At 41.0% G+C, this 14,922-nt stretch carries 16 protein-coding genes and 1 pseudogene; 9 read left to right on the top strand and 8 right to left on the bottom strand.

Annotation, left to right across the window (positions count from 1 at the left end):
- Positions 1–91 precede the first annotated feature (91 nt).
- Entirely contained in the window at positions 92–490 is a 399-nt protein-coding gene (locus tag AC0OMU_RS03200) for a ribosomal maturation YjgA family protein (RefSeq protein ID WP_041517813.1), read from the top strand.
- A gap of 8 nt (positions 491–498) precedes the next feature.
- Here the strand turns inward: AC0OMU_RS03200 and AC0OMU_RS03195 are convergent, their stop codons facing one another.
- Complete coding sequence (locus AC0OMU_RS03195) at positions 499–1,398, bottom strand: DUF2268 domain-containing putative Zn-dependent protease (protein WP_474240895.1); 900 nt, start codon at positions 1,396–1,398, stop codon at positions 499–501.
- A gap of 126 nt (positions 1,399–1,524) precedes the next feature.
- Here AC0OMU_RS03195 and AC0OMU_RS03190 point away from each other — a divergent pair, with 126 nt between their 5' ends.
- Both AC0OMU_RS03190 and AC0OMU_RS03185 read left to right on the top strand, forming a co-directional pair.
- Positions 1,525–1,692: a YjfB family protein gene (locus tag AC0OMU_RS03190; RefSeq protein WP_014476499.1), complete on the top strand. Its 168-nt coding sequence runs from the start codon at positions 1,525–1,527 to the stop codon at positions 1,690–1,692.
- A 128-nt stretch (positions 1,693–1,820) separates the two neighbouring features.
- A complete protein-coding gene (locus tag AC0OMU_RS03185; protein WP_014476498.1) occupies positions 1,821–2,294 on the top strand; it encodes a YjfA family protein in 474 nt (157 codons plus the stop codon).
- A gap of 39 nt (positions 2,295–2,333) precedes the next feature.
- On the opposite strand, the gene pdaC is transcribed toward AC0OMU_RS03185, so the two are convergent.
- The gene (gene pdaC / locus AC0OMU_RS03180; RefSeq protein WP_038428808.1) at positions 2,334–3,737 is read right to left on the bottom strand and encodes a peptidoglycan-N-acetylmuramic acid deacetylase PdaC; all 1,404 of its coding nucleotides are present in this window, start codon (positions 3,735–3,737) and stop codon (positions 2,334–2,336) included.
- Positions 3,738–3,991: 254 nt separating this feature from the next.
- On the opposite strand from pdaC, the gene cotT reads away from it, so the two are divergent.
- From cotT to AC0OMU_RS03160, 4 genes are all read left to right on the top strand, one after another.
- Positions 3,992–4,225, top strand: a complete 234-nt coding sequence (gene cotT, locus AC0OMU_RS03175) for a spore coat protein CotT (protein ID WP_014479515.1) — start codon at positions 3,992–3,994, stop codon at positions 4,223–4,225.
- A 121-nt stretch (positions 4,226–4,346) separates the two neighbouring features.
- On the top strand, positions 4,347–5,336 hold the full coding sequence (gene cyoE / locus AC0OMU_RS03170; protein WP_474240894.1) for a heme o synthase: 990 nt from the start codon (positions 4,347–4,349) through the stop codon (positions 5,334–5,336).
- A 619-nt stretch (positions 5,337–5,955) separates the two neighbouring features.
- The gene (locus tag AC0OMU_RS03165; RefSeq protein ID WP_003232822.1) at positions 5,956–6,285 is read left to right on the top strand and encodes a YjdJ family protein; all 330 of its coding nucleotides are present in this window, start codon (positions 5,956–5,958) and stop codon (positions 6,283–6,285) included.
- Between the two features lie 165 nt (positions 6,286–6,450).
- Positions 6,451–6,645: a DUF4177 domain-containing protein gene (locus AC0OMU_RS03160; protein ID WP_024572451.1), complete on the top strand. Its 195-nt coding sequence runs from the start codon at positions 6,451–6,453 to the stop codon at positions 6,643–6,645.
- 40 nt (positions 6,646–6,685) lie between these two features.
- Here AC0OMU_RS03160 and ybaK read toward each other — a convergent pair whose 3' ends face one another.
- Positions 6,686–7,165 carry a Cys-tRNA(Pro) deacylase gene (gene ybaK, locus AC0OMU_RS03155; protein ID WP_474221994.1) on the bottom strand — a complete coding sequence of 160 codons (480 nt, stop codon included), beginning with the start codon at positions 7,163–7,165 and terminating at the stop codon, positions 6,686–6,688.
- A gap of 228 nt (positions 7,166–7,393) precedes the next feature.
- On the opposite strand from ybaK, the gene AC0OMU_RS03150 reads away from it, so the two are divergent.
- Together AC0OMU_RS03150 and AC0OMU_RS03145 are read left to right on the top strand one after the other, a co-directional pair.
- Entirely contained in the window at positions 7,394–7,789 is a 396-nt protein-coding gene (locus AC0OMU_RS03150) for a hypothetical protein (RefSeq protein ID WP_009967031.1), read from the top strand.
- A gap of 218 nt (positions 7,790–8,007) precedes the next feature.
- Positions 8,008–8,514, top strand: a complete 507-nt coding sequence (locus tag AC0OMU_RS03145) for a GNAT family N-acetyltransferase (RefSeq protein WP_474221993.1) — start codon at positions 8,008–8,010, stop codon at positions 8,512–8,514.
- A 45-nt stretch (positions 8,515–8,559) separates the two neighbouring features.
- Here the strand turns inward: AC0OMU_RS03145 and AC0OMU_RS03140 are convergent, their stop codons facing one another.
- The 5 genes and pseudogenes from AC0OMU_RS03140 to AC0OMU_RS03120 all read right to left on the bottom strand — a co-directional run bounded on the left by AC0OMU_RS03140 (position 8,560) and on the right by AC0OMU_RS03120 (position 14,848).
- Positions 8,560–9,048: a YjdF family protein gene (locus tag AC0OMU_RS03140; protein WP_474241182.1), complete on the bottom strand. Its 489-nt coding sequence runs from the start codon at positions 9,046–9,048 to the stop codon at positions 8,560–8,562.
- 169 nt (positions 9,049–9,217) lie between these two features.
- Positions 9,218–10,165 (bottom strand): mannose-6-phosphate isomerase, class I, encoded by a 948-nt coding sequence (gene manA, locus AC0OMU_RS03135; RefSeq protein WP_474240893.1) that lies wholly within the window; start codon positions 10,163–10,165, stop codon positions 9,218–9,220.
- A 14-nt stretch (positions 10,166–10,179) separates the two neighbouring features.
- Complete coding sequence (gene manP / locus AC0OMU_RS03130) at positions 10,180–12,132, bottom strand: PTS mannose transporter subunit IIABC (protein WP_474240892.1); 1,953 nt, start codon at positions 12,130–12,132, stop codon at positions 10,180–10,182.
- Positions 12,133–12,280: 148 nt separating this feature from the next.
- Positions 12,281–14,227: a mannose transport/utilization transcriptional regulator ManR gene (gene manR / locus AC0OMU_RS03125; RefSeq protein WP_474240891.1), complete on the bottom strand. Its 1,947-nt coding sequence runs from the start codon at positions 14,225–14,227 to the stop codon at positions 12,281–12,283.
- Positions 14,228–14,532: 305 nt separating this feature from the next.
- Positions 14,533–14,848 (bottom strand): annotated as a pseudogene (locus AC0OMU_RS03120) (hypothetical protein).
- Positions 14,849–14,922 lie beyond the last annotated feature (74 nt).

The following is a 14,922-nucleotide window of genomic DNA, read 5'->3' as shown; positions in this document are numbered from 1 at the left end:
CGGCTATTCAGCCGCTTTTTTTAGTGGACAAATAAAAGCTATATTCCTTACAATACAGGGAGATGAAACAGAGACGGGGTATCAATTCGCAATGAAGCGAAATCGTTGGATATATGTAGTTTTCACCATACTGATCATTGGGCTGGGGCTTGGATCCAGAGCATTCTCCAGTGTTCTTCCTGATACCCTCAATACTTATCTGGGAGACTCGTTGTGGGCCGCCATGATCTTTACGGGATGCGGATTTCTATTTCGGAAGCTGAAGACAATGATAACGGGCATTATCAGTCTTTCTTTCTGTTTTGTCATTGAATTCAGCCAGCTCTATCATGCCGAATGGATCGACCAGATTAGGGATACTTCTCTTGGCGGACTTGTACTGGGGTACGGTTTTTTATGGAGCGATATCGAAGCATATACAATCGGAATTGCCGCCTGTGCCGCCATAGAACTGCTGGTTTTGGGAATCAAAAAGCGCCGCTGTATGTGACGCTTTTTTCATGTAGAAAACAGCCTGCATTGAGAAAGAATGGTCTTCGCATCCAAACGCGTGGCCTCGCTTATCGTGATATGATGTTGATTCATAAATGACTGAACGGCATGATAGCCAACTGCATAACCCGCAAAAGCCGATAAATCTGCAGGCTTAAAGCCTTGGTCGTTAGCAATTGGATCACCAAACATATAACGGCTGACTTCCGAAAATCCTTTCACATCCAGCACCTCATTGATCACATCAATGGAATATTGCAAATCTTCATGATCAAAACGAGTTACCCAAGGGCCCAATCGTTCCGTACCAAACAGCTCTCTGGCGAATGATTCCGCCAATCCTTCAATCACAAGATAATCCCCGACACTTACAGAGCCATGATGAAAATCTATATACGAAAACCGCACATGATGATGAAACTCATGAGCAATAATTGAAGGAATCCTTGGCAGGTTATAACGGTTCGGATCAATCCATACATGAATAAAGCCCGGTATCCCGCCAAACCCGCAGTAGCCTTTTTGCAGCTGAAGTTTATTTGGATCAGCGATATAAAGGCCGAATTTGATCTCCTCTGCATTCACCCGCAGCTGTTCGCGCTCAGCAAAAAATATGCATTGCAAAAGTGCAGATTCAGCTGTCTCTGAAACATGTGATTCTTTCAGTATTTGTAGTGCTTTCTGGCCGCTTTCAGCATCACGGACATCCAAATAGCCCAGCATTTTCGCAGCCATGATCACATCATAGCCGTTTGGCTCCTTCGCTTTCAGCGGAACTTGGATGGCGGTCCACATCTTTTCAAACGGCCTCATCATCGTATACCGAAATACATCTTCTCTTTTCTGTTCTTCCATTGAAAACAGCTTTTCGTATTGCTCAAAGGTCTTTTCCATTACTAGATTCATCCTGATTCCCTCCTTGTCAAAAACATACGATATGCCGCAGCGTAAGGGTCAACAGCGAAAATTAAGCCATTTTTCACTGTAAAATGATACAAAGCCGCCGATAGGTAAGGCATAGGAGGTGGAACGATGGATATTCCTGCTTTATCAGTTGCGATGCATCAAGCATCCCTTGCCCAGAATGTTAATATCGCTTTAACGAAAAAAATGCTGGACACCGCCCAGCAAAATGCCGATCAAACCTTAAAGATGATTCAGCATCCGACTCTCGGACAAACCATTGATGTAAAAGCTTAACCTCACACCAAAGGCGGCCAATAACTCCATCCTCCCGGCCGCCTTTATTGTTCACAAAAAAGCATGCATGTTTTGATTGTTCCTCCGTATGATTTATTGTTTGCCATATTAAGGAGGTCATAAAGGATATGAAAAGACTGTTTACGAAGGCTTCATTGGTGTTATTCGCAGTAGTATTTGTTTTTGCCGTCAAAGGAGTACCCGCCAATGCGGAAACCCATGCCTACGATGGAAAAAGCCCTTATTACAATGATTGTGCGTCCACCGGCTCTACAAAAAAATCCTCAAACTTAGTGAATGCCAGCAATCAAGTCATCGGAGTAGTCGAGCTTAAATTCAGCAGTACATGTAAAACGGCTTGGGCAAAAATCACGATGAATAATACATTGACGTCTGGCTTTGAAGCAAATGCGGAGATTACCCGAAACACGGACGGAAAGAGATATAATTGTGATTCTGCAGGCGGCAATGGAAAAGCGGTGGCCGGCCAAAAGTCTTGCTATACACCGATGGTATATGATTTAGATCCAAGGACTTCTTACGCTTTCGGCAAGTATTCAGGACCAAACTTAAATGTTTGGGCCACCACAGGCTCTTATTAAATAGAAAAAAGGCTGTCCGTACGGACAGCCTTTTGTAATTTATTTCGCTTCTCTTTGTTTTTTAACCTCTTCAAGCTGAGAAACTGTCACCAATTGATAGCCTTGATCGGTGAGCTTTTTCATAATTTCATCGGCCGCATCAGCAGAGGTGCGGTAAATATCGTGAATCAAAATTGTTCTTCCATCTCCCGCCTGATTCATGACACGGTCAACAATTGTTTTTTTGTTACGGTCTTTCCAATCTTCCGGGTCAACATCCCATAACGCAACATCCATTTTCATTTGACTCCGCAGTTCATCATTAATGCCGCCGTATGGGGGTCTTACAAGCGTCGGGCGGTATCCGCTTATTTTTTCAATGATGTCTTGCGTGTCATTGATCTGCTTTAACGCTTCTTTCACTGAAAGCCTTGTGAGAAGTGGATGGCTCCATGAATGGTTCCCCACCTCATTTCCTTCTTTCAGCATTCTTATTAGCGTTTCCGGATAATATTGAACCCTGCTCCCCAAAACAAAAAACGTGGCATGCCCCTTATATTTCTTCAAGGAGTCTAGAATCTGATTTGTTGTCGCAGGATTCGGGCCGTCGTCGAAAGTAAGCGCAATGACTTTTTGATTTGGATCAACCGTTTCCTCTTTGGGTAAAGAAATCACTTCATGCTTCGGCTTTTGTTCTTTGATTTTATTTTTATTTTTTGCTTTATCAATATATTGTTCTTTCAGAATGTCTTTCAAAAGACTTTTCTTAATGGCAATCGATTGCTCTCCAAGATAGCCTGCTGCAACCTGATATGTGTCAAAGTAAAGTTCGATATAATCCTCCTTGATGGCAAAGCGGCTGAAATTTTCTTTTTTCGGAGCCGTCCCTTCCTTTAACAGTGCATCGTCCGCTGCAATGTCCTTATTCTTTTTCAGTTCGTGATAAGCGATTAACGAAAGCTTATGTAAGTAGTCAGCGTCCTCTTTGAAAATATCATCAATGGAAAGAAACGCTTGTTTACTAAAATCATAGTTAAACGTTTTTTTCACGGTTTGCCCGTGTGCCCCGCCGATGTATTTATATTCATTAAATACAATCGCCACTGTCTGTTTGGCATAATGGACAATTTTATAATCAACATTTAATTCGTTGCGTTTTGTCGTATGCTCTTGATCAACGTCTTTTGTTTCCTTTTGAAATTGACGAACCTCTTTTTCTGCAAATCTTTTTAATGCCGAATCCATTTTTTCATTTTTGAAAACGGGATAGTTAACCGCGTAATTAAAAGTTTTCCCGTCATTCACAAGTGTCGCGATCTCAACATTCCCATATTGAGAATCAGTTCTTACTTTATTCATGACCGTTTCTTTTTTCAATGAATGATTATGGAAAAAGCCGATAAGACCCACCACACATACAACTGCTATTAATACATGAAACCATTTGATTCTTTTTGCCAACAACAAAAACTCCTTCTTTCGTAGCCATTTCGATTTACTCTTCATCAGTTGGAACTGTATCTATTTAGAAATGATTTTGTAACATTGTAGTAACATTTATTTCATATTTGTAATACTATGAGATTTAGAAGTTCATGTCAATCCTTTTTAAGGAATTTCATCATAAAAAAAAACCGAGTTTCATGAATGGACATACACCCAACTTAAGCATCAAGAATATGGTAAAAGGAATAAAAAAAGCTAGGGAGGTTTTCCTCTTGGATTACCCTTTGAATGAACAGCCATTTGAACAAATTACCCCTTATGATGAAAGACAGCCTTATTATTATCCGCGTCCGAGACGGCCATTTTATCCGCCTTATTATTATCCGTTCTACCCGTTTTATCCGCGCCCGCCTTATTACTACCCGCGCCCGCGACCGCCTTACTACCCTTGGTACGGTTACGGCGGCGGTTATGGCGGAGGATATGGTGGAGGTTACGGTTACTAGTCGCACATATCAAAATGGGGGCAGTCCAGCTCCCCATTTTTTTATTTTAAAAATGACAATATCATGACAAATATAGGAAATAATTGTGATTCCGTCCCCCTCTTGTTACGATAACAAAAGCATGCAGTTTTGGGGGAGGCGTCTATTTTTGGAGAATACAAGAGATTCTGCAGCCATATCTGAAACAAAATACATAAAAGCTTCGAACCGGGTAACCATTTACGATTTTATCAAACTTGCAAAACCCGGCATTATCATATCAAACTCGATAGCAGCCTTCGGCGGATTTTGGATCGCGTTTGCAAGCGCAGAAAAAACGTTAACCGGAATGGCTTTTTTGATGACAATGGTGACAGCAATGTTGGGAACCGCGTTTGTGATGGCTTCCGGCACTGTCTATAACAACTATTTTGATCGGCATATGGACGCAAAAATGGCACGCACTCGCAGCAGGGCCTCGGTCACAGGGAAAATGCCGCCAGCCATGATCTTAACATATGGCTCTGTTTTAGGAATCGCAGGTCTTGCCATGCTTTATTCCCTCAATCCATTAACGGCCTTTCTCGGACTGGCCGCCTTTATTTTTTATGCGATCATCTATACGGTATGGGTGAAACGAACGTCTGTGTGGAGCACATTTGTCGGGAGCTTTCCAGGAGCTGCGCCGCCATTGATGGGGTATTGTGCCGTAACCGGTGACTTCAGTATGACAGCAGTGCTGTTGTACACGATTATGTTTCTGTGGCAGCCGCCGCATTTTTGGGCGATTGGGATAAGACGCAAAGAGGAATATCGTGCCGCTGGCATTCCGCTCTTGCCAGTAGTCAAAAGAAATCATGTAACAAAAATAAAAATGATGCAATATATTGCCGTCCTGGTGCCGGTCACGCTATTATTTCCTTTCTCTCTCGGCACCGGCCATATGAGCCCATTTTATTTCTTAGCCGCCTTGGTTCTCGGAGGCATATGGATCAAAAAAAGCATCAAGGGATTCAAAATAGACGATGACGTGAAGTGGGCAAAGGATATGTTTGTCTACTCGCTTATTTATTTTTGCTTGCTGTTCTTCATCATGATGATCGATTCATTTATGATGTTTCTGATCAGATGATGCAAAAAGAGCCACACATTAATGTGACTCTTTTTTGTTTGGAAAAACAGCATCTAATAGAAATGTCATGGCAAAAAACACAACCATGCAAATCAAAAATCGTATAATCTCACTCAAAATCCAGCTATCAGCTATGCGCATACCATCGGTTTCTCGGAGGGTTGCGCATATTGAAAAAATCATGAGTATGTTTTTTAGGGTTTCTTTGTTCATAAAATACCATCGCTTTCTCGATAGGATGACTTAAAGGCAATGAGATAAGTCATCAAGATATAAAATGTGTCGCATCGTTGCATGTTTTGATTGAAAGAAATCATTGTTTTTTTTCCAGCCAATTGTAAAGCTCAGGCAAACAGATGAAAACCGTTTCTGTGAAAAAGCAGATCTAATCGAATGCTTCTATACTCTCTCCACAAATAAAAAATGCTAAGAAATACATTTGTTTCTCTAATCTATAAACCCGCATTCTTTTTCCATCATCAGGTATTATAAGCCAAAAACAAACAAAAAAATAGACTTGCGTTTGAGTTGTATGAAAGTGAAATTGCAAGAATAACCCATACGGTGATAATATATTGTTTGATTTTCCCATATTCATAGATTTGGAGGTCATACAAAAGTGAAGGGAATATTTTTAGTTGTTCAGCTTGGATTTTCTATTATGGTATTTCTGTTTTTAGCTGCTGTTAATTGGTACCAAGGAAGCGAGCTTGTTTCAGATCGATTTGATTGGAACTATACTGCTAAACTCTCAAAACTGCTAAATGGAATTGATGCCGTCAGCAGCCCCAAACAAATTTCACAGCTTGATTTTTTCATCTATTCCGCTAAACACTACCCTGTTATGAGTGCGTTAATGATCATCTCCTTCTTATATGTTCTGGCCGCTCTTTTTTTACTTATATACTCAGTCAAATGCAATAAGCAAGAGATTCATTTAGACTGCTGACCCGGTAAAATTCGTTTTTATAGCCCCTTAACTCTTCCCAGATGCATGCAGGCATCAGGCATAAATGTATTTGTTTAGTAAGTGAAATATACTTTCGGACCTTAACCTAGGTTTTCGGAACTTCTTGCTCAATTATACGTATACCTTAATAGGAGGGATCAAACGATGAAAGAATATGAATTCGTAAGAGTTGAGCTGAGCACGATGAGAAGAAGGCCTAAAGAAGACTACCAGCAAATCATCCATGATTATGCAAAAAGAGGCTGGAGATTCGTTCAGATTTTCGCTCCCAGTATAGATGGGTATGGGGCAGCTGCTTATTTTGAAATCATATTTGAAAGAGATACGGAAAAAGCTTAATCGACATGACTAAGCTTTTTCGTTTCCCCTATATCTGCATCTATACAATTTCTGCAAATGCGGCATCACATGATCTGGCTATATCTTGTGGCGCCAACTTTAGCTGCATACCGATTTTCCCTGCACTCACAATGATAAAATCAAGCGTTTCTGCAGATGAATCAATATAGGTCGGGAACAATTTTTTCATGCCAATTGGCGAGCAGCCGCCGCGAAGATAGCCAGTTACCGCTAATAGCTCCTTCATTGCAATCATTTCTATTTTCTTTTCCCCTGTCACCTTTGCTGCCTTTTTTACATCTAACTCTTCTGAAACGGGTACAACAAAGACATAATAATGATTTGTTCCTGCTGCTGCAACCAACGTTTTATATACATATTTCACAGGATAACCGATTTTTTCCGAAACAGAGATGCCATCTACAGGCTGGCCGTCTGTTTTATACCCTAATACCTCATAAGAGATGTTCTGCTGTTCTATCAGACGAACCGCATTTGTTTTTGCCATTTTTTTCGCCATTGTTTTCACCCACTATCAAAATGATGTATGTCTAACTTCTTGCAGTAATATGTAAATTCTATCATCCTAACCTGCATTTTCAAGGTTACTAGCATTGAATCAACGAAAGGACAAATTGATTTCCTTGGACGCCTATAGCCCATTATTAGTCTACATGGAACAAAACAGGAATGAACAAATAACTCCCACATACAATTTGTATGAATGGAAAATAAAGGAGTGGTTGCTTTGTATCATTACTTTTATGGCCCTGCGTTAATTCCTTACTTTTCACATACTCATAACCCTCAAAGAAGTCCAGACTTTTCAGAAAGACAGCGAAGAAGAGAAATCACATTGACTGTAGATGGCTTTGTCCCCCCATCTTCCACCGAAGATCTTGGAGACGGCTTTTATTCTTACGCATGGACGAACCAACAGGTCATCAATCCAGGTGAATACTTAGTTTGTCATCTAGAAGGAAGAGATATCAACGTGATAAATGGTGGGTTCACTCCGCGCGATACTGCTCCATTGTATGCAGTAGCAAGCTTTCCAAGACGAAGAAACCAATGGGTCATTATCATTCATAATCCTGTGCAAACCCAAAGAGCCATATCGCTTTATTTGATTGCGAAAAGGTAGCACAACATGTTATCAGAAACCCTGCATTCAGGAACAGAAAAACGGGTAGGGACACATTAACATCAGCATTTTCCTACCCGTTTTTGGGCTGGGCAAACTCTCACCTGTCACTCTTTCAATCCCCCTCAATTTTTTCATCTTTCTCTACTGCCAAGGTATCAGAGAAAATTGTTATATGTTATCATTATTCCCAGTAAAAAGAAAAGAGGATTAGATATATGGTTCTCCTTGAAACGAATCGATTACGTTTAAAAACGATTGATATTCCCCTTCTTGACGCCGCGTCTAAACAAGATCATCAGGCTATCAAAGACTTAGGTTATGAAACAAATGGTGAATGGCCAAATTCTGATTTTTTTGAAGCGATACCTTATTTCCGCGAGATTTTAGTCAAAAACAATGGAACAAAAGGATTTGATTCATGGATTATTGTAAAGAAGGACAGTCATGAAATTGTTGGGGGAACTGGATTTTTAGGTGAACCAGACGAAAATGGCATGATTGAAATCGGTTTTGCAACAAATAAAAGTCATCGCCGCAAAGGTTATTGTGTGGAAGCCGCCCAAAAACTAATAAACTGGGCATTAAGCCAAGAAACAGTAAACCGGATCACCGCAAGATGCGAACATGATAATCTAGGCTCACAAAAAACCTTGGAGAAGTTAGGGTTTATATTGGATCATAAATCAGCGGATTATAAGCATTGGATATATGTTACAAAGTAGAGTCCTTAATTACAAAAGCAGGCACTGCGCCTGCTTTTGTTTGGATTATTTACCTCTGTGCTTCTTTTTCGCTTTTTGCTTTTTGAGCATATACCTTTGCTCTTTTACATGTTCTCGTTGTTCTTTCATTATTTGTTTTTTCTTTTGCTTTCTTGCTTCAAGCTCTAGCTTTATCGCCTCTTGAGCTTTAGAAGCTACTCCGGCGTTTTTCAACTCTTTTGAAACCTGGCGCTGCAATCTTTTTGGATTGATCTTTTTTTGACGTCTGCCTTGTAAACTCACTCCTTCCTGCTCAGCTTGGGCCATCATATTCAAAAGTTGGTTATGAACAAACTCTAATACTTCAGAATCCCTCGGCTCTTTGCCAAAAAGATGACGAAAGGCTCTTAGCTTTCCATTGTTCACAACTTCAACAACGCCTACCCAAAACTGACCATCGTAGTAAATCGTTAATTTCATAACGATTCCCTCCTCATAAAAGATATTAAAGAATGATGGACATGGACATCCCGAGGAGGGGAAGGTTACTGACATTCTCAATCATGCATCCGGACTACCAACCGAATCGTGTTTTTTCATTCTTTACCATATACAGAAAAGAGTGTAACATTTCTTCTCCAACTATTAAACTCTTATTTTATTTAGATCATTGCTGGAGAATAGGAGTCTTCACTCGCAAATTTATTTCTCAAGCCCTGCTATGTTACAGATGGGAGACGATACATTCTGCATACCCTTCGAGTTTAAATTCTCCAAGACCGTGAGGCAGCAACATATGATCTCCTTTTTTGAAAGGATAGACATACTCACCAGAGATCATACGGCCCTCCCCTTCAATCACACTGATAAGAAGGAATGGTTTTTGCTGCTTTAAGCTTGCTGATCCTGATAAGTTCCATTTCCCCACCGAAAAGTAAGCGCATTCAACTAATGTCGTTGTAAGCAAATCCTCAATTTGTTCATGGTGAACCGTTTGCCGCTCTGGAATAGACGGGACCTCTATCACTTCGATGCTCTTTTCCAGATGAAGCTCACGCAGCTTGCCTTCTGCATCTTTTCGGTCATAATCATATAATCTGTAGGTTGTGTCTGAGTTCTGCTGCGTCTCTAAAGCAAGAATACCTTTTCCAATCGCATGAACAGTACCGCTTGGCACATAGAAAAAATCCCCCGGCTTTACCTTTACACGGCACAAGAGCTCATCCCATTCTCCACGCTCTATCATGGTAGTTAGTTCTTCCTTTGTTGTTGCATTGTGGCCATAAATAATCTCGGCATCTTTTTGGCAGTCAATAATGTACCAGCATTCTGTTTTTCCAAGCTCACCGTTTTCATGTATGTTGGCATATTCATCATTCGGATGCACCTGAACAGATAAGTCCTGGTCAGCATCTAATATTTTTGTAAGCAGAGGGAAACGGTCCCCTTCAAGCTGTCCGAATAAATGTCTGTGATGTTCCCATAATTCGCTGAGCGTGAACCCCTTATACATTCCGTTTTGAACAACGCTTTGACCATTTTGATGCGCGGCAAAAGCCCAGCACTCTCCTGTTCGTTGTGACGGAATGGTATAGCCAAAATCAGCTAAAGCGGTCCCGCCCCAAATTCTTTCTTTGAAAACAGGCTTGAAAAATAACGGTTCAGTCGTCATGAAAATCCCCCGCTTTATTCGATTTCTTCCAGCAGCTTGTAGGCTTCTTCTGTTGTTTGCACGGAAAGCAGCCGCTTCCTATAATTGTCATCCATTAGCTTTCGAGATAGCATCTGCAGTATTTTGAGATGCTGGTTTCCCCCGCTCTCTTTCGGTACAGCAATCATAAAGATTAATTTAGCTTCTGATTCATCCAGGCTATTCCAATCAACGCCTGATCGTTTGATCCCAAAGGCAACACTCGGCTCCCTGACCGCCTCAGACTTTCCGTGCGGAATTGCGATATTCATGCCGATCGCCGTTGTTCCCTGTTGTTCACGATTCAAAATGGCTTGTTTAAACCCGCCCTCTGAAAATAGCGCACCTCTTCGGGACAATTTCTGAATCAATTCATCTATGATGTCATCCCTCGTTTCCCCCGATAAATTTGGTTCAATTAATTCCGGGCTGATAATATCTGTCAGTTTTTTGATTTCCGACATCTCAGCTTTTTGGCTTTGATTTGGCTGCTTTATTTCATTTGCTGCCGCAGCTTCACTTGGCGCGGAGGGCGGTGCAGTTTCACTGAGCACAGGAGACGCCGTAATATCCTTTTTTAGTACATTGACGAACAGAGCAGTGACAAGAGATCCTGCAATCACAGCAATAAAAAACATCAAGACATGATCAACTGCGCCAAGCACTGCAACGATAGGTCCGCCGTGCGCCACTCTGTCTCCCACATTGCCAATCATGGCTATCACAGAACCTGTCATAGAACCTGCCATAATACTTGGAATGACTCGAAGAGGATCCTGCGCCGCAAATGGAATCGCTCCTTCAGTAATGCCGAAGAGTCCCATCGTAAATGCCGCTTTCCCCATTTCTCTTTGAGATGCCTCGAATTTTCTTTTTCCTAAAAACGTCGCAATGCCAAGACCAATCGGCGGGATGCAAATGGCGACAGCAATTGGTCCCATAATTTCATAATTTCCTTCTCCAATCATTGCCGATCCAAACAGAAACGCCACCTTATTTACGGGACCGCCCATATCAAATGAGATCATCGCCCCTAAAATCAATGCCAGAAGGATCGAGCTCGACCCTTTCATCCCCGCCAGCCAAACTGTTAAAGAGGCGAAAATTTGAGCTACAGGCGCGCCGATCAAAAACACAAACGCTAAACCTACAATCAGTGATGCAAACACCGGAATAATAATAATCGGCATAATCGGCTGGATGGCTTTTGGAACTTTTAATTTTTTGATCCAAAGTGCAGCGTATCCGGCCAAAAACCCGGCAATAATCCCCCCGAGAAATCCGGCGCCGCTTGCGCTGTCATAAAAACTTCCAGTCGCCGCAATATATCCGCCGATCATCCCTGGCACAAGCCCCGGTTTATCAGCGATGCTATAGGCGATATAGCCGGCTAAAATCGGAATCATAAATGAAAATGAAGCACTGCCGATCTGTTCAATCGTTTTCCAGAAGGAATCATCCGGAATAACTAAGCCTTTAGGTGTTTTCTCCCCTCCAAGCGTTAATGCAACCGCTATCAATAATCCGCCGACAACAATGAAAGGAACCATAAATGAAACGCCGTTCATTAAATGACGGTAAATTGGATTTTGTTTCTTCTCCTGATGATTGACGGATTCCGATTTTAAAGCGGAACGATAAACCGGTATATCCCCGTTAAGAGCTTTTTGAATCAATTCTTCCGGTTTGCGGATGCCGTCCTGTACCCCCACAGACAGCAGTTTTTTGCCTATAAACCGGTCTTTGTTTACCGAGCGGTCTGCAGCAATAATGATTGCATCCGCTTCGCGAATTTCCTCTTCGGTTAGCTTATTTTCGACACCAATTCCCCCCTGGGTCTCAACTTTGATGCTAACGCCCAGTCTGTCAGCAGCTTTTTGCAGATTTTCCGCTGCCATATACGTATGGGCGATTCCATTCGGACAAGATGTAATCGCTAACAGTTTCATAGGAAACCTCCTTTAAAGTGTGAATAATAAGATCTTGTCTCAACTGTATACCGAAATCAGCTCATTAAAATCGCTTTTTTTACCATAGGCTTCCGGTAATAAAGGCATTTTTCCCTATAACAAAAAAAGCAAGGAATAATCCCTGCTTTTAATAATCCAAATGAGATAAAAATGTCATGACATTTGTTTCTTTCGTCAGCTTCTGGACGAAGGCCGGCTGCTCGCTAAGATATGAAAGCTCGCTAAACAGCTGCTTTGTCATGGTTTGATCCTCGTGTTTGACAGCCAGCATAAAAACGAGCGAAACTTTTTCATTTCCCCATTCAAGCGGCTCCTTTAATGTGGCAATCGCGATTGCTGATTGTTTAATAAATTTAGCGTTTGCATGAGGAATGGCAATGCCTGATCCTATATTTGTCGCCGACATTTTTTCCCTCATCACCGCATGAACCGCATAGTCCTTATCAACATAGCCTTTCTCACACAAAGCTGTCGCCAGCTGTTCGATTAACTTGTAGCGATGCTCCGCCTCCTGCTGCAAAAAAACCAAAAAAGGAGTCGTATTGTTCAGCATCTGAAACGTTTTTTGTTTTTGGCGGTGTGATTCGCCCAGCTGACGTATAAACGCACTTAATTTCATCTCTTCGCCAGGCTCTAAAAGCGGAGACACAACAATATGGGGAACCGTTGTATTCTCCAGCGCAATGGTGGATATGACAAGATCAATATCCTCATGCTTTTTGATATAATCCTTTAAATCGGCCTTTGCAATACAGGCCATTACAGCGATTTGATGACATTTCCGTTCAATTTTTGTCCGCAGCAATTGTGACATCCCAATCCCCATGTGGCAGACGATAATCGCCTTTTTATGTGTCTCGCTGTTGCACTGCATCCGTTCGATCGCTGCCTGAAAATGCAATGTCAAATATGCTGCCTCTTCCTCAGGAATATGAAGATCAAAAGTTTGATTGATATCTTCCAAAACATCAATGATGAGGTGGAACAAATAAGGGTACATCTTTTTGATGTCATTGAGCATAGGATTTGCTACAGAAAGATCGTAGCTCAGCCGTTGTAGCACAGTATTGAGATGAATGTTCAAACCATTGATCAAATCCTGATCCTTATGAAAATCCATCATTTTCAGCTCTGAAACACGATTGATTAAATGCCCTACAACCTTAGGAAGCACAGCATTTTCAAGGTTCTCTTCTGTCTGCAATGGATAACGAACTTTACCGCCCAATATATGTAATGTTAAGTACACGGCTTCTTCTTCAGGGAAGCGGATTGCAAAAACCGGTTCAAGCCGCTGTAAACAAGCAAATGTCCATTGATATTCTTTCCTCTTTCTTACTGCCGCCATTTCTTTTGGGGACAATGAAATCGGCTGCTTCATTTTGATGCGGCGGACCATTAACAATGTATGCAGCAGCAAACTTTCAAACGTTTCGTCTGTGAAATAGAGGGAATGCTTTTTTTGTAGTGATTTGATTTCTTTCGTCACAAAGTCTACTTCATAATGTAAAAACTTACTTTTAATAAATTGGCTGGTAAACTCTGTATTGTGAATCAAATCAGATATTCTTGCCAATGCCTTTCTTTTATTTCTTTCGTTCCCTTCAACCTTTAATCCAAGCCGCTGCCTAGAAACCAGTGTGAGATCAAAACGCTTCAGCCACTCTTCTACTGCGTATAAATCCTTTTTTATGGAAGATCGATTGACAAAATGCCGAGCAGCAATGTCTTTTGCGGAAACAGGCTTCGGATTCATTAATAAGTCATAAGCAATGTGCAGCATTCTTTCTTCATCGCTCCGCTGCCTAGAAGAAAAATGTTCAGTATGTAATTGTTGGCTTAGCCAGGTCCTTTCCTGTTCTTCTATATGTAAATAAACGCCCAACCCTGGTTTTCGAATAAGCTGTGCATGAGAATGCTCATTGAGATAATCCTCGATCACTTTCAAATCATTCCGGATTGTTTTTTCAGAACACTGTACCCTATCTGCGAAATCTTGCACAACTAAATAGTCATCAGGTTCAGATAACAACAGATACAAAATCTCTTTTTGTCTTGTATTTATGTATTCCATCTGTTTTTCTATCCTTCCTGTCAGTATCTACTTGAGCAAATTGATAGTATAAGTATACTATATAAGAAACCGTTTACATTATAAAATAAAATCATAGAGACAAAAGTTTCGTTTTTTACCGAAGCTTCCGGAAAAAAGGGATTTTATGATTTTGAGTTAACTGCTAGAAACGATCTGATTCTGTGATAGTTTCTTTTTTCGTTTTATGTCAACTTAGTATACGAAATAAAAAACGGACACCAACCAAAGCACAGCGTTCTCTGTCCAGTGATCAGTATCCGCAGACCTTCCATCTCGGGCATTTTTTACGGCCCGGTTCCACAGTCTACTTTATATTTACCATCTGATGCTTTTTTTGAATAGCATAAGTGAGGCGTTTGTCCAGTTTCATCTTTCCAATCTAGCCAATTTACATAATAAAGATTCAGATTCATTGTCACCTTCTTTTTGAAGAACTGCAAAGTAGCTTTGATAGGGATATCCTCTTTTATAAATTTCGTGTCTGATTGCTCCTTTTTCAGAAGCAGCTGTAAAAACAACAGGAGATAGAACCGGTAGTGCTATCAATATAACTATAAGTGCTGCTAAAAGGGAAAGTATAATTGTGGTTTTCTTTTTCATTTTTTTCTCCAAGCTTTTAAACTTATTATTAAGAATATGTATTTAATTCTCCGCATGATATTGTTGGCGGAGTT

Source organism: Bacillus sp. FAU18 (assembly GCF_056033885.1).
Note: the sequence above shows the minus strand (reverse complement) of the source record. Positions and strands in the feature narration are given on the sequence as shown.